Origin of the sequence: Shewanella sp. SM32 (genome assembly GCF_025654235.1) — a bacterium.
Classification (GTDB): Bacteria; Pseudomonadota; Gammaproteobacteria; order Enterobacterales; family Shewanellaceae; genus Shewanella; species Shewanella oncorhynchi.
Window position 1 is genome coordinate 18,431 of record NZ_JAKKRO010000045.1, and the last position, 21,816, is coordinate 40,246.

18 protein-coding genes and 1 pseudogene are annotated in these 21,816 nt (G+C 45.6%); 5 read left to right on the forward strand and 14 right to left on the reverse strand.

What is annotated here, in order from left to right; translation table 11 throughout:
- Positions 1-3: 3 nt before the first annotated feature.
- From L5M10_RS16695 to L5M10_RS16750, 12 genes and pseudogenes are all read right to left on the reverse strand, one after another.
- Positions 4-1,182 (reverse strand): porin, encoded by a 1,179-nt coding sequence (locus L5M10_RS16695; RefSeq protein ID WP_263171394.1) that lies wholly within the window; start codon positions 1,180-1,182, stop codon positions 4-6.
- Between the two features lie 325 nt (positions 1,183-1,507).
- Positions 1,508-2,337, reverse strand: a pseudogene (locus tag L5M10_RS16700) (alpha/beta fold hydrolase).
- Between the two features lie 112 nt (positions 2,338-2,449).
- Complete coding sequence (locus tag L5M10_RS16705; RefSeq protein ID WP_263255610.1) at positions 2,450-3,163, reverse strand: M15 family metallopeptidase; 714 nt, start codon at positions 3,161-3,163, stop codon at positions 2,450-2,452.
- Complete coding sequence (dapE, locus tag L5M10_RS16710; protein WP_173248640.1) at positions 3,157-4,296, reverse strand: succinyl-diaminopimelate desuccinylase; 1,140 nt, start codon at positions 4,294-4,296, stop codon at positions 3,157-3,159. Before dapE ends, L5M10_RS16705 begins: the two co-directional genes overlap by 7 nt.
- On the reverse strand, positions 4,296-4,640 hold the full coding sequence (locus tag L5M10_RS16715; RefSeq protein WP_263138725.1) for an ArsC family reductase: 345 nt from the start codon (positions 4,638-4,640) through the stop codon (positions 4,296-4,298). The genes dapE and L5M10_RS16715 overlap by 1 nt, the downstream gene beginning before the upstream one ends.
- Positions 4,641-4,919: 279 nt before the next feature.
- Entirely contained in the window at positions 4,920-6,008 is a 1,089-nt protein-coding gene (locus L5M10_RS16720; protein ID WP_263138727.1) for a porin, read from the reverse strand.
- Between the two features lie 62 nt (positions 6,009-6,070).
- Positions 6,071-7,939 (reverse strand): methyl-accepting chemotaxis protein, encoded by a 1,869-nt coding sequence (locus L5M10_RS16725; protein ID WP_263236304.1) that lies wholly within the window; start codon positions 7,937-7,939, stop codon positions 6,071-6,073.
- A gap of 446 nt (positions 7,940-8,385) precedes the next feature.
- Entirely contained in the window at positions 8,386-8,895 is a 510-nt protein-coding gene (gene crr / locus L5M10_RS16730) for a PTS glucose transporter subunit IIA (protein ID WP_006081821.1), read from the reverse strand.
- Positions 8,896-8,966: 71 nt separating this feature from the next.
- Positions 8,967-10,670 carry a phosphoenolpyruvate--protein phosphotransferase gene (ptsP, locus tag L5M10_RS16735; RefSeq protein WP_263236307.1) on the reverse strand — a complete coding sequence of 568 codons (1,704 nt, stop codon included), beginning with the start codon at positions 10,668-10,670 and terminating at the stop codon, positions 8,967-8,969.
- Positions 10,671-10,849: 179 nt separating this feature from the next.
- On the reverse strand, positions 10,850-11,107 hold the full coding sequence (locus tag L5M10_RS16740) for an HPr family phosphocarrier protein (protein ID WP_028760055.1): 258 nt from the start codon (positions 11,105-11,107) through the stop codon (positions 10,850-10,852).
- A 28-nt stretch (positions 11,108-11,135) separates the two neighbouring features.
- On the reverse strand, positions 11,136-11,531 hold the full coding sequence (locus L5M10_RS16745) for an ACT domain-containing protein (RefSeq protein WP_028760054.1): 396 nt from the start codon (positions 11,529-11,531) through the stop codon (positions 11,136-11,138).
- Positions 11,532-11,739: 208 nt separating this feature from the next.
- Positions 11,740-13,377 carry a methyl-accepting chemotaxis protein gene (locus L5M10_RS16750; protein WP_263255611.1) on the reverse strand — a complete coding sequence of 546 codons (1,638 nt, stop codon included), beginning with the start codon at positions 13,375-13,377 and terminating at the stop codon, positions 11,740-11,742.
- 357 nt (positions 13,378-13,734) lie between these two features.
- Between L5M10_RS16750 and L5M10_RS16755 the strand changes: the two genes are divergently transcribed.
- Positions 13,735-14,463: a DUF3334 family protein gene (locus L5M10_RS16755; RefSeq protein WP_028760052.1), complete on the forward strand. Its 729-nt coding sequence runs from the start codon at positions 13,735-13,737 to the stop codon at positions 14,461-14,463.
- A 104-nt stretch (positions 14,464-14,567) separates the two neighbouring features.
- Positions 14,568-15,614 carry a LacI family DNA-binding transcriptional regulator gene (locus tag L5M10_RS16760; RefSeq protein WP_113939612.1) on the forward strand — a complete coding sequence of 349 codons (1,047 nt, stop codon included), beginning with the start codon at positions 14,568-14,570 and terminating at the stop codon, positions 15,612-15,614.
- A gap of 117 nt (positions 15,615-15,731) precedes the next feature.
- Here L5M10_RS16760 and L5M10_RS16765 read toward each other — a convergent pair whose 3' ends face one another.
- Entirely contained in the window at positions 15,732-16,358 is a 627-nt protein-coding gene (locus tag L5M10_RS16765) for a PolC-type DNA polymerase III (RefSeq protein WP_263255612.1), read from the reverse strand.
- A gap of 219 nt (positions 16,359-16,577) precedes the next feature.
- On the opposite strand from L5M10_RS16765, the gene L5M10_RS16770 reads away from it, so the two are divergent.
- Positions 16,578-17,735 (forward strand): cupin domain-containing protein, encoded by a 1,158-nt coding sequence (locus tag L5M10_RS16770; RefSeq protein WP_263255613.1) that lies wholly within the window; start codon positions 16,578-16,580, stop codon positions 17,733-17,735.
- Between the two features lie 272 nt (positions 17,736-18,007).
- Here the strand turns inward: L5M10_RS16770 and fadE are convergent, their stop codons facing one another.
- Positions 18,008-20,455, reverse strand: a complete 2,448-nt coding sequence (gene fadE / locus L5M10_RS16775; protein WP_263255614.1) for an acyl-CoA dehydrogenase FadE — start codon at positions 20,453-20,455, stop codon at positions 18,008-18,010.
- 244 nt (positions 20,456-20,699) lie between these two features.
- Between fadE and L5M10_RS16780 the strand changes: the two genes are divergently transcribed.
- Positions 20,700-21,479: a class II glutamine amidotransferase gene (locus L5M10_RS16780; RefSeq protein WP_263161056.1), complete on the forward strand. Its 780-nt coding sequence runs from the start codon at positions 20,700-20,702 to the stop codon at positions 21,477-21,479.
- Positions 21,480-21,645: 166 nt separating this feature from the next.
- Positions 21,646-21,816: helix-turn-helix domain-containing protein (locus L5M10_RS16785; protein ID WP_263254902.1), on the forward strand; the 171-nt coding region annotated here is incomplete at its 3' end.

Sequence of the window (21,816 nt, forward strand, 5' to 3'; positions counted from 1 at the left end):
TCCTTAAAAAACTAAGTCTATTGCCATACTCAGCAACTGTTCATCGGAGGACGGTTTGTCGTTACTGTAGTTGGTGTACTCTAGTTTCAGTGCTGCAGAAGGATGGAAATCCCAGCGGGTACCTATGATGTAGTAGGCGCTGTCTTCCTGTTGTGCTTCAAGCGCCGCTTGTGTACCAAAAACAAGCGGTGCGAGTGCAGCTTGGTTTGCCGGTGGCAGACCATTGTAAACAGGTAACATAGCGTCATAGGCATCGTATTGGGGCTCACCTTTATCAATACCGTAGGTTAAGTGGAAGGTGAAATCGTGATAGCGGATCCCGCCGGAAACAAAGGCTGAATCTTGAATATTAAAGCTACTGGGATCGACATCAATTCGTGTGTATTCGGCCAAAATAAACCATTTTTCAGCATCATATTTAACGTTAGCGCCAATGAGTAACGCGCTGTCATTAATTGGTAAAAGATCATCAACCACTTGCTGAGTAAAGAGTCCGGTTTGAGAAATTGCATTGCCTAAGCCAAGCAGTGCGGGTAATTCGTAGGAGAAATCGGTAACTATGCCAATATTTAAACCGTACTCAAACCCATAGGTTACAAAGTTAAAGTTCATTATGTGGCCCTCGGCGGAGAAGGGCGCAGGAGGCGTTGATGAACCCGTAGGCGAGTAGTCAGAAACTGAAGTGGTAATGTATTTATAGGTCAAACCTACTTCGGTATCTCCCCATAAATCGGCATAAACTAAGCCTACACCTTCACCTGAATTAAATGGCAGTGAATAAACTCCGCGGGGCGGAGTGATCCAGTGATAGGCATAGCCTACATCAATATAATCGGAGTATTTATAGAGATTAAAACGTTGGCGACCCGCCATAAGCATAAGTTTGTCGCTGATGTCATAGGATATATAAGCCCATTCGAATTCAGCGCTATAATCGTTACTGCCTCTGGATAGCACTTGTGCAGTCGCTCTTAAGCCACTACCAAGATCGGCGGTAAATTGTAAGGCAACTTTGGAATCATTATTAAAATCGAGTTCTTTGTCGTAACCATAATAGCTTTTATCGTCACTTAGACTTGAGCCCGCGACAATAGAGGCAAATCCATTTATTTGAACATCGGCATAAAGAGACGGCATATAAAGTGTGCTGAATACGCAGAGGGCAACTGTACTTTTTCTCATGGCAGAATACCTTGTTGAGGGAATACAGTATAAAGGTAGTTGATAATTAGTAGATTTCACCTTTGCGCAACATTTTTTAAGCCGCTTGGAACAAAAACAACGTCTTTACTTCTTAATAGAGGTTTCACAGGTGAGTTTAATGAAACGAGGCGTGCTCAATAACAGACTTTAATAAAGTAAAGCCTAATGTATTTATCCATAAAATAGGAATTAAGTATGGGTGAGCAATATTGATATAAGCACATCTTGGTAACATGTGCTAAGTAGAAATACTCATCTTCAAGATGCGAGTTTTCGCACCTTGAAGCGTAGATTTAGCGATTGATTAATAATGTTTAGCCAGAAAATCGGCTAAATGTTGGTTAATAAATTCCGCTTGTTCGAGAGTTGATATGTGTCCTGCCGCAGGAATATGCACAAGTTGGCTGCCATCAATGGCATCACTCATCAGGTAACTTTCCAATACGCTGCGGGCCTTATCTTCCACGCCAGCCATGATGAGGCAGGGCAGCGTCAATTGCTCGGCGTATTCCATGGTATCGCGACGACCAAAAATCATTCGTCCAAGTTTAACTATCGTGGGGATTTCCTCCGCTGTGATACTGGCAAGGGACTGTTCAAAGCCCGTAACCAGTTCGGGCGTGTTATTCTCGGCATCATTGGCGAAGAATAAAGGTGAAATTGCACTGATCAGCGGCGCAGGGATCGCCTTAGCGGCGGTAATCATATCCAGCATGCCATCATATTTCGCACGGGTGACTTCGGGTTCGAAACCGATAAAACTGTTGAGCATAACGAGGTTTTAACTCTTGTTGGTGCTTTCAGTACCAATTCTGCGCCCCACATAGCACCGACAGATTGTCCGACAACACTAAAGTGAGTTATCTCAAGAGCATCCATTAGCTCAAGCATTTGATCGGCAATATCGAGTAGCGTTTTGCAGTTATTGGGCAGTAAATCTGACTGACCATGGCCCCAAAGTTCAGGCACTATGCAGCGATACTGGGCGCTTAAGGTGGCAATTTGAGGCGCCCACATAGCGCTATCCCATAAATAACTGTGCCCAAACAACAATACAGGGCCTGAGCCGACATCAAGGTAACTTAATTTTCGATCGGCAATAACAAGCTGCTGACGGTGTGAAGAAAAATCCATAAAACCTACTTTATCAAATATATCATTGTGTTAAACCGCATTTTGGCGCCCATTTTGACGATATAGCGCTATGCTTAACCTGTGTTGACTGATCTTTGCGAGTATTTCGTGATTAGGGCTGAGCGATACGCAGCACGTATTCATCTATTAGACTGTCTAATCGGGCGAGCACTGCACCTTTTAGCAACATATCACTGTTTTCTAACAGGATTGCCAGTTCGGCACGATCGAATTGTGGCAACAATAACTGCGCTACAGGGAAATAGCTGATATGCCAAGGCTCAGGACTTACCGCACTTTGTCCCTGCTGAAACGGGAAGTAAAAGCCAAAATCATGGGCATTTTCTACCAGCCAAGCATGCAATTTAGCGCAGGGACCATCCTGAACATATTCAGCTTCAACAAGGCGCAGGGTTTTAACATCAATTTGAGCCGCATCGAACACATCGAGATCGGTACCCCAATGGTGGCGTGAAGCGCCAGGCAACGCCGACCAGAGCAAAATCAAGTCAACTATGGCATCGTCACTTAAGCCCTGAATATTGACCGGTAACTCATTGGCATCCAATACCGCGCGTTTACCACTAGCCTTGGCATTCCAAATTGCCAGTTGCCGTTCAAAGGGACGATGAGCCGAGCAAATCGCGAGTTTTATGCCCGCATCTTCAGCTTTTGCCGCCATAGACTTAAAGGCGATAGCTGTGTTCTCCTCTAACCCAAAGCTATGATAACTAAGGTGATACGGGCTTAAATAATCCACCAATTCAGGGGAGCTTAAGCCGTAAAGCTTTGCGGTTTCGGGACGGATCTTCAGATGTGCTAACACAGTAATTGTTCCAAAATGACTTCATAACACAGGGCTAACTGCTCAAGGTCGTCCACTTTAACGCATTCATTCACTTTATGAATGGTGGCGTTGACAGGGCCAAGCTCTAACACTTTGGCGCCCGTTGGCGCGATAAAGCGACCGTCTGATGTGCCGCCTGTGGTTTGCGGATCGGTTTCATAACCTGTGACTTGGCGGATCGCGATACGAGTTGCATCTAATAACGGGCCATCACCGGTTAAAAAGGGAAGGCCATTGAAAATCCAGCTGATATCGTAATCTAGCTCATAGGCTTTCAATAGAGTTTCAACCCGCTCAATCAAGATTTCGGCGGTCACTTCGGTGGAGTAACGGAAGTTAAACATTACTTCCAGTGCACCAGGGATCACATTTGATGCACCTGTGCCGCCATTAATATTGGCAATTTGGAAGCTGGTGGGCGGAAAGAACTCATTGCCATTATCCCAGTGCATTTGACTTAGCTCGGCCAAGAAAGGCGCGGCTTTGTGGATTGGATTATCGGCAAGGTGTGGATAGGCCACGTGGCCTTGAATGCCTTTCACGGTTAAGTTGCCAGTTAAGCTGCCGCGGCGACCATTTTTGACCACATCGCCCAGCTTTAGGGTCGATGAAGGCTCGCCGACTAATGCCCAGGTGATCTTCTCGTTGCGCGCTTCTAAGGTATCAATGACTCGCGTCGTGCCGTTGATGAATGGACCTTCTTCATCGCTGGTGATCAAAAAGGCGATAGAGCCATGATGATCGGGATGTTTAGCCACAAACCGCTCGGTGGCAATGATCATAGCCGCCAGTGAGCCTTTCATGTCCGCTGCGCCTCGGCCATATAAGTAGCCATCAATGATGGTGGGCACAAAAGGCGGCGTGTGCCAGCGGCTCACATCGCCTGTCGGCACAACGTCTGTGTGACCCGCAAAACAAAAAACGGGGCCTTCATTACCACGGCGAGCCCACATATTGGTGGTGTCTTCAAATACCATAGGTTCGATATTAAAGCCGATGGCGCTGAGTCTTTCTGCCATTAAGGTTTGGCAGCCTTCATCAAGCGGCGTCACCGAAGGGCGGGCGATCAGCGCTTTTGTCAGTTCTGTAACGGGATAATTGTCGGCTGGCATCATACTGAGAATACTCTTTTATAGGCGGCTTCATCAAAGCCAATCAGCACTTGTTCACCGACGACTAAGACGGGGCGTTTGATCAGTGTCGGTTGCGCCAGCATAAGTTGAATGGCTTTGGCTTGATCGATATCGGTTTTATCTGCGTCACTGAGCGCACGAAAGCTCGTGCTGCGCTTATTGAATACGGTTTCCCAGCCTGAGGTGTTACACCAGAATTCGAGGTCTTCTTGACGTAGGCCGTCATCTCTAAAATCATGGAAATGAACTGGAAGTTGATGATTTTCAATCCATTTACGTGCTTTACGCACTGTATCGCAATTCTTAATACCGTAGAGGGTCAAAATGATGCTCCAGTGTGGATGGACGCTTGGCTTGCAAGCATTGATTTTGCTGGCATTGTGGCATTGTGCGCCGCATGTCACAAGTGGGATGTGTTACTGAGATAGCGTGAGCATAAAATGTCAGTGTGCTTGAAGCGTATTGGGATTATCGGGTGATGTCTGTCACTTTATGTAACCAAACGCCCTCAGAGCGTTTAGTCATATCTTGCTGCTTACTGATGCCGTATAGCACGCTTCATTGAGTGCGCTGCGGGCTTAACGGTAATGGGATGGCGTTGACTAAAGTTGCCAATTTAAATCAAAATCATAGCGAATGCCTAAGGCTATGATAGTGTCGTCTTCACGTTGATCATTATTTTGTTGTAAATATTCTAAATGCATGCGGACATTTGTTGCGGCTTGCCACTCTAAGGTGAGATTGTATCCATCATAATTTTGGCTGCTGGTATCTTCTATCCCATCTTCAAACCTGAAGTATCCTAGTTTCAGCTTATAAGCTTTCGCAACTGGAATCGCGATGGCGCTATCAAATGTATTACCGGTTCTATTGACTGCGGTTTCAAATTCGTAGTCTTTATGCTGATAACCAACGGCGGCATATATGCCATTGCTAAATTCATAGGAAATGACGCCCCCGGCCAGTTGTTCTTCTCCAGTCATAATATCGTTCACATAGGTATCTTGTTGTAAGTAGGCGATACCTACGTGAAATCCACTCTGGTTAAATCCTGCGCCGACATTAATTACATCGGTACCACTGCCACCTGAGTTACCATCAAAAATGGCTGAAGCCATTAAGGTGATTGGCTTAATGTTAAGCTCATAGATCAAGGCATTATCAACAAAAAATGGACTCTCTTGGTTATAACCAAAGGGGCTATTCGCATTGTTAAAGATATCGACATATTCAGCGACTAACGTGTACTGCACCGGCCTTTGGCGCCCAAAAGTCAACTTGCCATAGGGAGAATCTATCCCCGCAAAGGCGAGTCTCGCCTCGCCGAATCGGCCATTGTCATCGAGACGGATTTTCCATTCACCTTGGGCAATGGCACGCCAACCAGAGGCGAACTCGGTTTCAGCTTTAACCCCTAAGCGGGAGAGTGCATCGCCGATATCCCACACATCCTCACCTTTGTCTTGGTATTCTAAGGTCGGACGTAGTGAACCGTAGAGGATAAAACGACTGTCTTGTAGGGAGGATTGCAATGAGGGACTGGCAGGCTCCGCTTTGGCTTGTTGCTCCAGCTCTTTAACTCTTTGCTCGAGTTGTTGCAGTCGTTCCGACTCTTCTGTGGTTGTTTGGGCATTAGCCTGTAGTGGGATCTGAAGCATGCTAACTATGACGAACAACGTTATTTTGCTCATGATGAGGTCCTGTTGTTAGTAGATGTCATGGTGAGCCATGGATAAAATCATGGCTCACTGGCTTAGACTATGAATTTATTAAGGATTGCATCTTGTTCTTTGATGTATTGAGTTTGCGTATGCATGGCTGTATTTGCATGAACTGCAGTGTCAGAAACTTGGACTGATAAATCTTTGATCCTGATAGTATTATTGTTAATTTCTTCAGCTACTAAACTCTGCTCTTCTGCTGCAGAGGCAATTTGTAGGTTCATATCACTTATCTGTAATATTGCTTCACGAATTTTGTTTAATGCGGTATTAGCACCTTGGGCGCGTGTAACCGCATCTTCTGCATTATCTTTACTTTGGCTCATTACCTCTGCAACAGCCCTTGCTCCTGCTTGAAGTTGCTCTATCATGTTACGGATTTGAGTTGTAGATTGTTGAGTCCTTTGGGCGAGGGTTCTGACTTCATCTGCTACCACAGCAAAACCACGACCAGAATCACCAGCTCTTGCTGCCTCAATGGCGGCATTTAAGGCTAATAAATTTGTTTGATCTGCAATGTCATTGATCACTTTCAATATTGTGGCAATGTTGTCAGTTGCAGATTCTAATGTTTTGACTTCAGTGACGGCCATATCGATTTTTGATGACAGGGCATTAATGGCATCAGTTGTATCGCTGACGATTTTAGAACCTACACTTGTCGCTTCATCTGCTTCTTTCGCAGCAGAAGCCGCGCCTTGGGCATTACGGGCTACGTCAGTTGAAGTGGTTGCCATTTCGTGCATGGCAGTTGCAAGTTGTTCTAGTTCATGCAGTTGCGAGTTCATGGCATCAGTAGATTGCTGTAATTCTAGCGATGTCATTTCTGAACTTTTATGGATGAGCTGGCCAATGGATTTAGATTGAATGATCAACTGTTGTAGATTTGCCGTGAAGGTATTGAATCCCAAGGCTAACGCTGAAAACTCAGTGTCTGTTTTAGTATTTAAGCGTTGAGTCAAATCACCTTCGCCAGAAGCAACATCTTGAATTGCATCGTTTAATGTTTGTAATGGGCGCATTAAGGTTGTGATCAATAGTAGTAGGGTTGTGATACTGATGATTAAGGCGATAACGGAATAGAGAATAGAGCTATTGCGTAAGTCCGTCACTGCAGCATAGGCAATCTCCTCATCCAAGATAACACCAACATACCAGTCCTCTCCCGCAACGCGTGAGAAATCCAAGGTGAAACTTTTTCCCTCTATGGTTACTTTTTGTGGCGTTTCCATCACTTTGACATTGGGTAAATAATCGGCCATAAGAGTGCCATTTCGTTTTTCCTCTGGGTGGGCTATGGTCGTTCCATCCCCAGAAACAATAAACACATGGCCAGCGTTGAAAAGTTTGACCTCATTGACGAGTTTGGCTAACCCGACCAAGCTAACATCGTAGAAAATGGCACCGATGAATGTACCTTGATCTTTCACGGGCGTCGCAATTGAGACGAGAATTTCACCGGAGGCTGAGTCCGCATAGGGAGCCGTGATGATTAATTTATCGGCTTGTTTTGCATCGAGATACCAAGGCCTTACTCTTGGGTTCCATCCCGCACCTGGATCCCAGCTAGGATTATTATTGATATTCGTGCCATCTTTTTCATAACCTAAACCGACGAGAATAAATGCATTTTTAACTATGGGGCGAGTGATGACTGCGCTGATGTGTGCGGGCGTGAGATCTTGTTCCAGTAGGCTGGTCGTATAAGCTGCCAATTGTTTACGGGCTTCAATTTCCGATGAAACCGTATTTCTAACCCCATCGACGATTTCGGTGACACTGGCTTCCACCTGTGCCTGCATTTCATTCTGAATCGAGTAGTATTGTTTGGTCGTTAGAAGCGTTACTGTCACTAACAGTAACGCAGAGGATGCGGCGACAATCTTATGACTGAACTTCATTGTTATTCCTCTGTAATATTAAAAGCACCTTTAGATGTATAGTCATGATTTCGTTCGAGAGCCAGCGGGTGCATTGATCTTTTTGCTTTTTGTGACCAATGTGAGCCGATACTCTGACGCTCGAATAGCACTCGCTATACAGGATAGGGAGTTTTGTTGGCCTGGTTGTCTTAGTCTACTCGGCCTGCAAATCGCCACCTTGCTAACGTGCTTTCGATTGTCATTCAATCCTACATCTGGGTGGTTGATATTTGGCTTATTCTGTTTTAAATCAGTTTGAAACATTATGTCGGTTTTGCGATGAAAAAATTTCAGCTATCGGACAGGCCTCTTCGCGAGGAAAGTGGAGATAAATAAAAGGCTGGCGCCTTTGGGGGAGCCAGCCTTTTTATATCAATCAAGGGTATTTTCAAACTGCTAATTCAAACACTTAAAGTAAAGCTTGATTAGAGCTGTACCGTAAAGATCACGTCTTTACCTGCGGTGACACTACCTTGGGCTTTGTCGAGGTATTTGACATCTTCCATGTTCGCCAAAACGACAGGAGTGAGTAGGCTGTCGACTTGGTCTTTTAGATAATCAATATCGAATGACAGGATCGGATCGCCGACTTTCACTTCTTGACCTTCCTGGGCTAAACGTTTAAACCCTTTGCCTCTCAGCTCGACTGTACCTACACCAAAGTGAACAAATAGCTCTAAACCTTGGGGAGACTCAATACTGAATGCATGATTTGTCTCAAAAATTTTACCTATGGTGCCGTCGATAGGCGCCAGAATTAATTCGCCTTTGGGAGCGATAGCGATGCCATCACCGACAATCTTTTCAGCAAAAACCACGTCGGGGACTTTTTCAATGGCGACGATATCGCCGGAAACGGGGGCATATACCATGATACCGCCAGCTAATTGAGTCTGGCCCGATACCAAGCGCCTTATTCGGCTTAAAAATCCCATAATCTAGAGCCTCTTTTGCTTGTTTTTGTCATTGTTTTTGTTCTGTAATGCAGCATAACGAATAAATGTCTCTATTTATAGCTTGTTATACACTGCTGTAAGCTTGCAATTCTATCTTGTTGTAATGCCGTGTGCGCTAATGCCGAAAATTGTGTGATGCTGCCTTGGCAAATAGCTGCTTTCACTTCTAAGAGTGAGCTTAAGTTAACACTGAGTTCGTCCAACCCCATGCCGATTAACAGTGGCGCAATTTGCGGTGAACTGGCGAGTTCACCGCACAGAGAAACTTTAACATTAGCGGCCTTAGCTTGGGTTATTGTCATGTTAATTAAGGCTAAAATGGCAGGCGAAAGGGACGGATAGTCACGGGTAAGCTGCGGGTTTGTCCTATCGGCGGCCATTGCATATTGGGTCAAATCGTTGGTACCAATGCTGACAAAATCGAGTCTTGGCAGCATAGCGTTGAGGTTGAATACCGCAGCAGGTGTTTCGACAACGATACCGTAGCTAAGTTCGCCATAGCCTTTCTCTTCTTCTTCCAAGGCATCTTGGCACTGGGCAATGAGTGCAAACACCTCGTCCAATTCTTCGACTTGATTGACCATAGGGAACATCAAACGGATCGGGCCATGGTTAGCGGCACGCAGAATGGCCCTCAATTGGGTTTTAAATAATTCTGGGTGCGCCAAGGTGTAGCGAATGCCGCGAAGACCCAAGGCGGGATTATCTTCAATTTCTTGGCATAAACAGGGTAGTTCTTTGTCTGCACCTATATCTAAGGTACGGATGGTAAAGGTTTTACCGCCTAGGGTGTGCAATGCATCGCAATATAAGCTGTATTGGGCTTTTTCATCGGGCAGGGTGGCGACGTTCATCAACATAAATTCGGTGCGAAACAAACCTATTCCATCGGCGCCGACATCGCTGACATGGGTGATGTCGTTGAGATTACCCACGTTTGCCATGAGTCCCACAGTATGACCGTCTTGGGTTTGCGCTGGGACATCCTTGTAAGTTTGAAGTGCTGCGCGCCTTGCTTGTTCATGGTGAAAGGTGACTGTGAGTCTTGCCTGTTGGTCTGGATTGGGATTGACACAAAGTTCACCCGCGAGTGCATCGAGCACTAAGGGCGTGCCGTTGGGAATAGAGTCTGCGTCGAACTGACAACTTAACATGGCTGGAATGCCGGCTGCTCTGGCTAAAATGGCCGTATGGCTCGTTAAACCGCCCGTTTTCAGTACAATACCGCAAAGGTTTTCCCGCGGCAGTAAGGCAAATTCGGCGGGGGTCAAATCCTGCGCTAATAAGATAGTGGGTCTATCGAGTTTTTCGAGTCCTTGAGCTAAATGGCCGTTTATCGCCGCGACGACTCTTTGGCCTAAACAGCGCACATCTTGGGCTCTATTGGCTAAATAGGGATCATCTAAGGATTGTAACTCATTGGCCTGATGGGCAAAAATACGTTCAACCGCCACACTTGCCGACAATTGTAAGGTGCGAATGGCATCGTTCACTTGCTCGATTAATTCATCGTCTTCTAATAACAATAAGTCGGCTTCGATCAACTGATAATTTTCGGAGTCACTATCGAGTGCAGCTTGACTGTGGGTCAGTTGTGCCTGTAGTTCTTGCAAGGCTTTGGCAAATTTACCCTGTTGTTGAGGGATTTTAGACAGGGGAATAGGGCGATAATCGAGGTGATGTTCGGTGTGGAGCAGGTGAAGTGCCTGTCCAAAGGCAATTCCCGATGACACTATAATCCCCGTTATTGACATATCCCTTCCTAAATTAACCACTGAACTGAGTGTCCGTTAGCGATAGCGAGTCTAGTTGAGTGACGCTAAGCTTGTAAAGTGTTTGTATGTAAAGCATTAGCATGCCAAGACGGTCAAGATGAGTTTTTTTGCGTGTCGGTTAAATCTGCAGATAAACGCACTTTAGCGCAAGAAAAGGCCTAGCTTAGGGTTATGAGCAGCTCAGAGACTTTCTCAACCGCGGCCTGTGCCTGTTCACCTTCGGCAAACACTCTTACCGTGACGCCAGAATATAAGCCTAAGGTTTGTAGCTTAAACAGACTCTTAGCACTGGCTTGCTTACCATTACATTCGACCATGACATCACAGTCAAAGGTTTTGGCTTCTTTAACCAGTAAGGCTGCTGGACGGGTGTGAATGCCATGTTTGGCGGTAATGGTGACTGTTTTTTCGTACATAGTAGATGAGCTCATATTTAAAGGGGTATTACACTTCGTCTTTCGATTCTATGATGTGATAGCCCTGTTTTTTCAAGGCGGCGATGGCACTTTTGAGACGATTATTTTTTACTAAAATGTAATCGGTATCAAAGGTCGAAATCGCAAAAATACTGATTTGTTCGTCCGCTAAGGTGCCAGACACTTTAGATAAAATGCCTGTCATCGAAAATCCCAGTGGCCCGAGTACTTCAAAGCAACACCAGCCCGGTTCTTGCTCTAGGCTGTCGAGTTCCATTTCACTGGAAACGACTAAAGATAAACCTTCTTGGGTCTTACCAATGAAATACATGTCCTGTGCAAAAACCTCACTGGGCAATACGGCATTCGGGCTAAAGCTATGAATTGTGTACTGTTCAGGGTGAACGGCTAAGGTCATTCGCATGGCAGTGTCTCGGTTGGATTTTTAAGGCTAAAGCATACCGCATATCAAACGTTAGCGTGACAGAGAATTTGTGGTTAATGGGATTTTGTCGTTGAAATTCATTATTGGTGAGATAGCGGTTAACAAGCGTTACCAGAAGGTTTACCCAAAGAAAAGGGCGCCCTATGGCGCCCCAATCGACAAGTCATGCCGTTCTCATACACTTTAGTTAGATTTTAAACTGGCCTAAGGTGCGGGACATGTCTTGGCTAATGTCTTGCAGTGACTGAGCTGCATGGCTATTACTTTCGTTAGCTTTTACTGAGACTTCGGTTAATTCCGAAATATTACAAATATTTCGATTAATTTCTTCGGTCACCAGTGATTGCTCTTCGGTGGCGCTGGCTAATTGTGTGTTCATGTCACTGATATGGGCAATCAATTGCAGAATCGCCGCCATGGCTTTACCCGCTTCGTGGGCTTGGGCCTGTAGCTCATCGGATTGCAGTTGAGTTTGATTGTTGCTCTTCATCACTGAGCCAACACCGGATTGGATCTCGCTAATGATTTTTTGGATCTCATTGGTCGATTCTTGGGTGCGAGTAGCAAGGGCGCGGACTTCATCGGCAACTACGGCAAAACCACGGCCGTGGGTCCCAGCTCGAGCAGCTTCAATGGCGGCATTAAGGGCGAGTAAGTTGGTCTGCTCGGCAATGCTGCGGATCACATCGAGAATGCTACCGATTTGCTGTGAGGCGACGCCCAGCTTTTGGGTGATGACTTCAGAGGCTTTTAATTCTGCCACCAGTTTTTCTGTGTTGCTGACTGTGTTGTCGATCACGACTTGGCTTTGCTGCGCTTGTTCTTTTACGCTGTTCGCCGCATCGGCCGCTTGTTGGGTGTTGCTCGCCATTTCATGGGTAGTCGACAGCATTTGATTGACGGCTGTGGCGACGCTGCCTGTTTCTCTGTGGATATGTTCAGCACTCTGATTGGACTCTTCAACTGCAATCAAAAGCTGTTTTGCATCTTTATCTAATGCTTGGCCTAAAGGTTGTAAATGGCCGACCATGTCGCCAATTTTTTGGGCGAACATGTTGAAGGCGCGGGCGAGATGGGCAATCTCATCTTTACCTTGAGCATTAATGCGCTGACTTAAGTCGCCTTCGCCTTGGGCAATATCTTCAAGGGCATCAATAGCATCATTTAATGGTGAGGTGATGGAATGGTTAAGCACAAGGAAGAAGGCAAAAATCGGCACTGAAATCAAAAACATGATAATCAGATAGTCGATAATGACTGACTTTAAGCTTGCTTTGACATCGCTAAGATAGGCGCCTGTGATGACTGTCCAACCCCATTGTGGGTAGTAACGGGCTTCTGCGAGCTTATCTTCGATGGCACGTGTCATAGGATCGGCGATAGGGTATTCGAGGGTCGTTTTCGATTTAGCACGCGCTAATGGCAGCATAGTGGCTAAGGGATTTGTGCCATTAGGTAACTTGAAGGTTAATGCTGAGGTGCCAATAAGATTTGCGCTATCCCCGTGGGCGAGGATTTGATTATTATCATCAATAACAATGAAGTAGCCTGAACCTGAATAGCGAGTTTGATTGATTAAATCCGCGGCGATTTGTTTAGCTTCTGCTTCGCTAAACTTACCTTTGAGAGCATCCTGACGGTGCACATCTATCACGCTTAACATGCTGGCGAGCTGACCGTCTATCTGCAACCATTTCTGCTCAATTAAATTGCTGTACTGCTCTTTAATTGAAAAACTGGCAAAACATACAGTCCCTATCGCGGCCATAAGGAGCATCATCATTAAGCGTTGTAAAATGGTAAACCGGCGCAAAAACGTGATCATTTGGATTCCTTAAGGACTTATTATTGTGCATCAATATACCTGCGAATCAATCTCAATTGAATCGTCTGTGACATAAATTAAGCAAAAGCCGTTATAAAATATGAGTTTCTTTGATCTAAAGCAGGGAATAGTGATAGGGAACTTTAATCTGTTGCATTATGGGGCATGTTCTTATTAAGTTAGACCGTTTTATAAGTCGTTTCATGTTGAAGGTTTTATCTGATCTATTAAATATCAATAAGTTAGCATTATGTTAATTTTGTCATCTTGCTATATTAGGCTAATCAATTGTTTTAATTTTGATTTTTTACGCTTTTACGCGCAAGATTAATTCATTATTCAGTTTGAGAATCGATTATGACCACAAATACTATCGTAACGTCGGATGATATTTTACTGAAGTTATGCCACTCAGTCGCCCACGTCCTTTCTAGCACCAGTGCCAGCAATGTTACCCATGCGGGTATGGTACAAAGTATTGCGCGTACTCGTCTTAAACCTGATCTCGGTTGTTTCTCGATTTTTGATGGTGGTTTTTCAGGCCTAGTGGTGATCAACTTTTCTGCCTCTGCAGCGATTGAAATCTACCGTCGCTACATGCTGAACATGGGCATGCCTGAGTCTGAGCTCGCGTTTTCACATACTTCAGATGAAGTGAGTAATGTGATGGGCGAACTGATGAACCAAATTCTAGGGGATTTTATTAATAAAATTTCTAAAGAATTGCAAACGTCAATCAGCCAAAGCCAGCCAAAAATGTTGACGATTAATAAAGAGTTAACTATATCAATCGACGCTAACTTAGACGATGCGGTTGCCCGCAGAGTGTCGTTTAGGACTGAAAATAACCATATTTTTTACCTCGAGTTTGCCATGGACAAAACCGAATTCATTCGCTTAGATGAATTTGTCTACGATGAAGAATTCGATCCCGATAGTCTGTTAGAGCAGCACAGTTCGATTGGGGGAAATAACGACTCAAATTCGAATGTTTCGCCTTGGGTTAAGATGGCCGATAAACCCGCCATTGCGACTCGTGCCATTGATAATGAAGCCGATGATTTGCTCGATCAGCTCGGCATTTAACCAGAGTCTCTAATGTAAGACGGATGTTAACGCATTCGTCTATACAAGTGAGTGGAACTGTTTTAGTATCGACGCAAAATAATAACTAAGGTTAAATCCTCTTTATGGCATCGAAAGCGACCTCGATTGATATTGCTTATCGTGCTGGCGTATCCCAGTCAACGGTTTCCCGTGCCCTTAGAAACAGCCCGTTAGTCAATTTAGAAACTCGCCAACGTATTCAAACCATTGCCAAAGAGCTAAATTATAAGGTCGATAAAAATGCCAGCAATCTTCGCACCCAAAATAGCCATACCTTAGCGCTGTTATTGTGTGAAGACCCCACCAACGATGACTCGTTAATCAATCCTTTTTTCCTGTCTATGCTTGGCTCCATTACCCGAGCAACGGCGCAGCAAGGTTATGATTTATTGGTTTCTTTTCAGCAATTGTCCAGCGATTGGCACGCCGATTATGAAGACAGTAATAAAGCTGACGGCATTATTTTGCTCGGTTACGGCGACTACATGGACTACGAGCAAAAGTTGGAGCGATTGCTCGCGCAGAATACTCATTTTGTGATCTGGGGTGCTGAGCATAACAATAAGTCAGTGCTATCGATTGGTTGTGATAATCATCAAGGCGGCTTGATTGCAACAGAGCACTTGATTTCCCTTGGTCGTAAAGCTTTTGCCTTTTTAGGCGATGCCTCGAGCCACAGCCCTGAGTTTAGGGACAGATATTTAGGCCATGTGAAGGCGCTGCAAATGGCGAATATTGCTGTCGATCGCACTAAGCAAGTGTCGGCAATTAGCACTGAAAGTGCTGGTTACGATGCGGCTATGGCATTAATGGCCAAAGGCGCACAGTTTGATGCTATTTTTGCTGCTAGCGATCTGATTGCCATTGGTGCTATTCGTGCGCTGAAAGAGAAGGGCATTTCAGTCCCAGAACAAGTTGCAGTGGTGGGATATGATGATATTCCAGTGGCGAGTTTTGCCAATCCGCCATTAACGACCATTAAGCAGAACACCCAATTAGCTGGTGAAATTTTAGTCGACAGTGTACTCAAACTTATCCGCGGACAAGAGGTGAGTGCGCAGCTTATTCCGACGACCTTAGTGGTTCGCAGTTCCTGCGGCATTGATAGCGCGCCGCTTAAGCCGTTATAGATGGGCCGTTATTGCTAGGAGCTTGCTGTTTTTTGCTGGCAAGTCGTTGAGCACTTAATTTGCTTATTGAAACATCGCCGATAATCCTTGGATTTATCGGCTTTTTGCTTTTGGGGATCACTTAACCGCACATTGACGTAAAAACTTCGGCACATCTGCTTTGGTTTTCTTGGCGATTTTTTGCAGTAACTCGAAGGTGGGAGCATTGAGACCGAACTCTTGCTGAAGGTCTGCCAGCATTGCCAGCCACAAATGGCCAGTCATTTCGGCATCGGCTAAGGCGCGGTGAAAGGTGCCATCGCTTGGTAACTGTTTATAGCGCACTAAAGTACCTAGCTGATGATTCGGTGCCGCTTGATATAAACGTCTTGCCACTAGCAAGGAGCAACCAAATTGCCCTTGATAGCGATGGCGAATTTGGCCAAATTCCGCGTCTAAAAAGCGCTGATCAAATGCCGCATTGTGGGCGACTAAGTTATGATCGGCGATAAAGTCGGCAAAACGCACCATCACTTCATTGCAGGGCGCTGCATCCCTGAGCATTTGATTGCTGATCCCTGTGTAGTCCTCAATAAAACGACTTATTCTAAATCCTGGGTTCATCAACTCTGAAAATCTTTGGGTGATCACGCCGTTTTCAATTAGCACAGCTCCGATTTCAATCGCGCGGTCCCCTTGATTAGGCGATAGCCCTGTGGTTTCAAAGTCGAGCGCGACCAAAGTGTTAGCAGCAGATGTAGGCATAGATCTTATGTGGACTCTATAAATGATGTGTCAGCATTGCCGTCTTTGACAGTACAACGCTTTTAGATAAGCCGATTGTAATTCAATACGTTAGTAAATTCACTATCACATTGACGCTGATAAAAGACTTAATGCTTTGTTGATCCGGTCGAGCTTTCTTGGTTTCGCTTCCTGTTAGCATTTACCTCTATGAATAACAGTTTGGTTTGTGAGCGACCCATGCAACTCGATATTAATGGCTTAACACCCGCGCAATTTTTAGCAGAATATTGGCAGAAAAACCCTTTGGTTATCCGCCAAGGATTCAAACATTTTCAAGATTTAATCTCGCCCGAAGAGTTAGCTGGGTTAGCCATGGATGAGCTGGTGGAATCTCGGCGAGTGTACCAACAGGCTGGGCAATGGCAGGCTGAATTTGGCCCTTTTGATTCCTACGATCATCTCGGTGAACGGGATTGGACTTTGATCGTGCAAGCCTTGAACAACTGGGTGCCCGATGCAGAAGCCCTGATCCAATGTTTTGATTTTATTCCGCGATGGCGTTTAGATGATGTGATGGTGAGTTTTGCCACTCCTGGCGGTGGCGTGGGACCGCATATCGATCTGTATGATGTGTTTATTTGCCAAGGCTCGGGACGTCGCCGCTGGCGCGTAGGCGATCTGGGACCGCACAAAGAGTTTGCTGCGCATCCCGCTTTGCTGCACACAGAAGCTTTTGAACCGATTATCGATACTGAGTTATTGCCCGGCGACATCCTTTATATTCCCCCAGGATTCCCCCATGACGGCATAACCTTAGAACAGTCTTTAAGTTTTTCAGTAGGTTATCGCACCGCTTCCGCCAAAGATATGGTAAGTGCTTTGGCTGATCATCTGTCTGAGCAAGATTTAGGCGCACAGCAGATTGAAGATCCAGACCGCGAGCTGACAACGCGCAGTGGTTGTGTCGATAATCGCGATTTAGTGCGGTTACGCACGCAACTGACTAATATGTTAACCGATGAACTGGTGAGCGAGTTTTCGGGCCGCTATTTAACTCAATCTAAATGCGCCCTCGATTTACCCGATGAGCCGTTGGACATCACGCAAGACGAAGTGCTCGCTTGGCTCGATGAGCAGCCGCTTATTCGCCTCGGCGGACTGCGTTGTTTGTATTTTGATATCAATGTGGGACAAGGCGTTGTCTATATTAATGGTGATAAGTATCTGCTTTCAGCCGAATTGGCCGCGGTGATCCCACTACTATGTGATAGCAATCAGTTAGATAAAACCGCCTTAGCCCCCTGGTTAGCCGATGCCGATTTGCTTACGCAGCTGACTGAGTGGGTGAACCTCGGTTACTGGTACTTTGAAGACCTGAGTGATGAAGAGTGTTAAGGCTGAATTAGCTCTAAAGCCCTACAGGTTTAAAAACTGAACAGTTTTTAAAGTGGCATGTCAGCGACTTACTAACATGGTATTCTTTTATCAATGGACTGATAGTAATGTCATTTGCATAGTACTGTTCAGTCATACTGAGCAATGAAAGCATTGGTCAAAGTCGAGGTCGTAACTCAACCAAATTCACTTAGTTGTGGCACGCCCTGCCATCGGAATAAAAAAGGAGGCTAATTAGCCTCCTTTTTGTGGTTTAAATCTTACTGAGTGGATTACGCAGCACGTTCCTGTGAAGTGGTTGAAACCACTTCTGGGCGCAGTTCTGCTGGGTCAAAGTCATCAACGTTGATTGATTTCATACGACCAATTTCTGCTCTTTCCAGTAATTGCACTTCGGCATCGCTTAACACACCTAAGGCTTTACCTTCTGCGGCAACTTTATCTAACCACATAAATGGTAGACGTTTACCACTGGCTTTACAGACTTTGTCATGTAGCGGTTCAGACGCGATGATGTCGAGCAGTGTTTGTTCTTGGATACCCACAGCATTGTGATCAGAGTTAGTCCAGAACTGACCTTTACCTAAACGGTCACGGCTTTCACACGGTGTTTGCATGATCTTAGCAACTTTATGATCTAACACATCGCTTGGGCGTTTCAGTGGACGACCGAATGGGAACATCACCACACGTAACGCACCGCCAAGGCCCATAGGGAAGTTATCCAGTAAATCGTCTAAAGAAGCTTGCAGCTTGTACAGCGCATCTTCAACTGCCCATTGTACTAATGGCAAGTCGTCGGTTTGACGGCCTTCATCTTCATAGCGTTTCAGTGTGGCTGATGCCAGATACAGTTGGCTCAGTAAGTCACCTAAACGGGCAGAGATACGTTCTTTACGTTTAAGGTTGCCGCCCAAGGTTGCCATGGCTAAGTCAGAAAGCAGGGCAAGGTTGGCACTGAAACGGTTCATCTGTTGATAATAACGTTTGGTTTTATCTGAATAAGGCGCGTTAGAGAAACGGCTTGATGTCAGACCTAACCAGAAGCTACGGATGAAGTTACTGGTCGCGAAACCAATGTGACCAAAGATAGCCGCATCAAAGTTAGCTAAACCTTGACCCGATTCAGTATCAAACGCTGACTCCATTTCTGCGAGTACATACGGATGGCAACGAATCGCGCCTTGGCCGTAGATGATCATAGAACGGGTGAGAATGTTTGCACCTTCAACAGTAATTGCGATAGGCGCAGCTTGGTAGCCACGGCCTAAATAGTTATTGGGGCCAAGACAAACGCCTTTACCGCCGTGAATATCCATGGCATCGATAACGCATTTCTGCATTCTGTCTGTCAGGTGATATTTCACAATCGCAGAGATAACCGACGGTTTTTCACCTAAGTCGATACCTGTAGTGGTCAACGTGGTTACCGCATCCATCAGATAAGCGTTACCGCCGATGCGTGCCATTGGCTCTTCGATACCTTCAAGCTTACCGATAGGCAATTTGAACTGACGACGAATGCGAGCATAAGCCCCTGTTGCTAGTGCCGCGGTTTTCACGCCGCCAGCTGAGTTTGATGGCAGAGTGATACCACGACCCACTGATAAACATTCCACCAGCATGCGCCAGCCTTGACCCGCCATTTTCGGGCCGCCAATGATGAAGCTTAATGGCACGAATACTTCGTTGCCGCGAGTCGGACCGTTTTGGAACATGCAGTTGAGCGGGAAGTGACGACGACCCGTTTCTACTCCTTCCACATCGGTAGGGATCAAAGCACAGGTGATGCCGAGTTCTTCTTTATCACCAAGTAGATGCTCTGGATCACGCAGTTTAAAGGCTAAGCCTAATACTGTCGCGACAGGGGCTAAAGTGATGTAACGCTTGTTCCAGGTCAGCTTCATCCCCAGAACTTCTTCACCTTCCCATTGGCCTTTACACACAATACCAAAGTCAGGAATCGAGCCTGCATCGCTACCGGCTTCTGGGCTGGTCAGTGCAAAACAGGGGACTTCTAAGCCTTTGGCTAAACGCGGTAAATAATGGTTTTGTTGCTCTGGCGTGCCGTAATGTTGCAGCAGCTCTCCAGGGCCTAAAGAGTTTGGTACGCCAACAGTTGAAGCCAACTCACTGCTTAACCCCGCCAGTTTTTGTAACACACGAGATTGAGCATAAGCTGAATATTCTAAACCGCCGTATTTTTTCTTAATGATCATGGCGAAGAAACCGTGATCTTTCAGATATTGCCATACGTCAGCAGGCAGATCGGCAAGTTGATGTGACACTTGGTGTTGATTCACCATGCGGCACACTTCTTCAACAGGGCCATCGAGGAAGGCCTGTTCGTCTGCACTTAAACGCGCAACTGGGTAGTTATGGAGTTTTTTCCAGTTCGGGTTACCCGCAAACAGATCCGCTTCCCACCAAGTGGTGCCGGCTTCAATCGCTTCTTTCTCTGTTGAAGACATTTCCGGCATGATGCCGCGATATACCTTCATCAGTGGACGACTGATCACATTTTGTCTAAATGCACTGATATTTAACGGCAGCGCGATCACGAGGAAAACGATCCAAGAGATAGGGCCGACAACATCGAGTGTCCATCCTGCTGTCATCACAACAGCGGCTGTAATAGTGGCAGTGAGCAAAGATACCCGAAGGTAAGCTAGGGCTCCTAGCACTAAGATCATGGTGATGATCCAAAGTAGGGTAGTCACTGTAATTCTCCTTAAATATGACCGAGTGCCAACCACAGGTCATAGAGTGTTTTATTGATTGCGATCACAATTATAGTTTGTGGTCAGACCTGTGTCGCATAAAAGTTAAACCTAAGAGAATTTTAATACAAGTATTTTTCAAACAATTGTTTAAATTATTTGTCAGCTTTGATCATTCCACAAATGTCATCAACTAGTTACAATGCCAATAAGTAGTTTTTTTGATTGATGATAGGCGAGAAATATGTGCGAGTTACTGGCGATGAGCGCCAATGTGCCGACCGATATTGTGTTTAGTTTTACGGGATTAGCACAACGTGGTGGTGTAACCGGTCCCCACGTGGACGGCTGGGGTATTACTTTTTACGAGGGGAAAGGCAGCCGTACTTTTAAAGATGCTTGCCCGAGTAGCGAATCGCATATTGCAAAATTGATCAAATCCTACCCGATTAAAAGTGAAGTGGTGATAAGCCATATTCGCCAAGCGAATCGCGGTTGTGTGTCTTTAGAGAATACTCATCCTTTTACCCGCGAATTATGGGGACGTTATTGGACCTATGCCCATAATGGGCAATTGACGGACTATCTGCCCAAGTTTCATGTCTCGCGCTATCAACCCGTAGGCGATACCGATAGCGAACTTGCTTTCTGTTGGATTTTGGAACAAGTCGCCCAGAAGTTTGGTGGTACTAAACCTGAAGATATGTTGGCAGTTTTCCATTACGTCGCAACGTTGGCCGAGCAAATCCGTGCGTTAGGTGTGTTCAACATGATATTGAGCGATGGCGAGCATTTAATGAGCTATTGCAGTAATAACTTATGTTACATCACTCGCCGCGCGCCGTTTGGTAAAGCGAAACTTATCGATACCGATGTGGTGATTGATTTTGATAAGGAAACTACCGCCCATGATGTGGTGACTGTGATTGCGACTCGCCCTTTGACCGAGAATGAACAGTGGCGCATTATGCAGCCGGGTAACTGGAAGTTGTTCAGATTGGGTGAGCTGTTAATTGATCTCTGATGTGATACCACTGAGCTAAATAATGAGGGCAAGCGGATTTACGGTTGACTTTGTTTTGTTCAGGTCACTTTATTAAAAAGTTCGAGTCAGTATCTAACATACCTTCTATACCCGTGATCAATGAAGATGCTTGATTTTCAGTGAAATGAGGATCAAGCTAACGATTATGAAACTACTCCTTACTCCTGAACAAAAACAAGTCCTAGAGACCCAGCATGCTCAAACGCGTGACGGGCGTATTCGTGACCGCATCAAAGCAGTACTGCTTGCATCCGAAGGCTGGACCCCGGCAATGATTTCTCAAGCATTACGCATTCATGAAAGCACTGTACGTAAT

Bases quoted from the DNA above. Each gene is read 5' to 3' on its own strand.
- L5M10_RS16695 (WP_263171394.1), bottom strand. From the start codon at position 1,182: ATGAGAAAAAGTACAGTTGCCCTCTGCGTATTCAGCACACTTTATATG.
- dapE (WP_173248640.1), bottom strand. From the start codon at position 4,296: ATGCCAGCCGACAATTATCCCGTTACAGAACTGACAAAAGCGCTGATC.
- L5M10_RS16720 (WP_263138727.1), bottom strand. From the start codon at position 6,008: ATGAGCAAAATAACGTTGTTCGTCATAGTTAGCATGCTTCAGATCCCA.
- L5M10_RS16725 (WP_263236304.1), bottom strand. From the start codon at position 7,939: ATGAAGTTCAGTCATAAGATTGTCGCCGCATCCTCTGCGTTACTGTTA.
- crr (WP_006081821.1), bottom strand. From the start codon at position 8,895: ATGGGATTTTTAAGCCGAATAAGGCGCTTGGTATCGGGCCAGACTCAA.
- ptsP (WP_263236307.1), bottom strand. From the start codon at position 10,670: ATGTCAATAACGGGGATTATAGTGTCATCGGGAATTGCCTTTGGACAG.
- L5M10_RS16740 (WP_028760055.1), bottom strand. From the start codon at position 11,107: ATGTACGAAAAAACAGTCACCATTACCGCCAAACATGGCATTCACACC.
- L5M10_RS16745 (WP_028760054.1), bottom strand. From the start codon at position 11,531: ATGCGAATGACCTTAGCCGTTCACCCTGAACAGTACACAATTCATAGC.
- L5M10_RS16750 (WP_263255611.1), bottom strand. From the start codon at position 13,377: ATGATCACGTTTTTGCGCCGGTTTACCATTTTACAACGCTTAATGATG.
- L5M10_RS16755 (WP_028760052.1), top strand. From the start codon at position 13,735: ATGACCACAAATACTATCGTAACGTCGGATGATATTTTACTGAAGTTA.
- L5M10_RS16760 (WP_113939612.1), top strand. From the start codon at position 14,568: ATGGCATCGAAAGCGACCTCGATTGATATTGCTTATCGTGCTGGCGTA.
- L5M10_RS16765 (WP_263255612.1), bottom strand. From the start codon at position 16,358: ATGCCTACATCTGCTGCTAACACTTTGGTCGCGCTCGACTTTGAAACC.
- L5M10_RS16770 (WP_263255613.1), top strand. From the start codon at position 16,578: ATGCAACTCGATATTAATGGCTTAACACCCGCGCAATTTTTAGCAGAA.
- L5M10_RS16780 (WP_263161056.1), top strand. From the start codon at position 20,700: ATGTGCGAGTTACTGGCGATGAGCGCCAATGTGCCGACCGATATTGTG.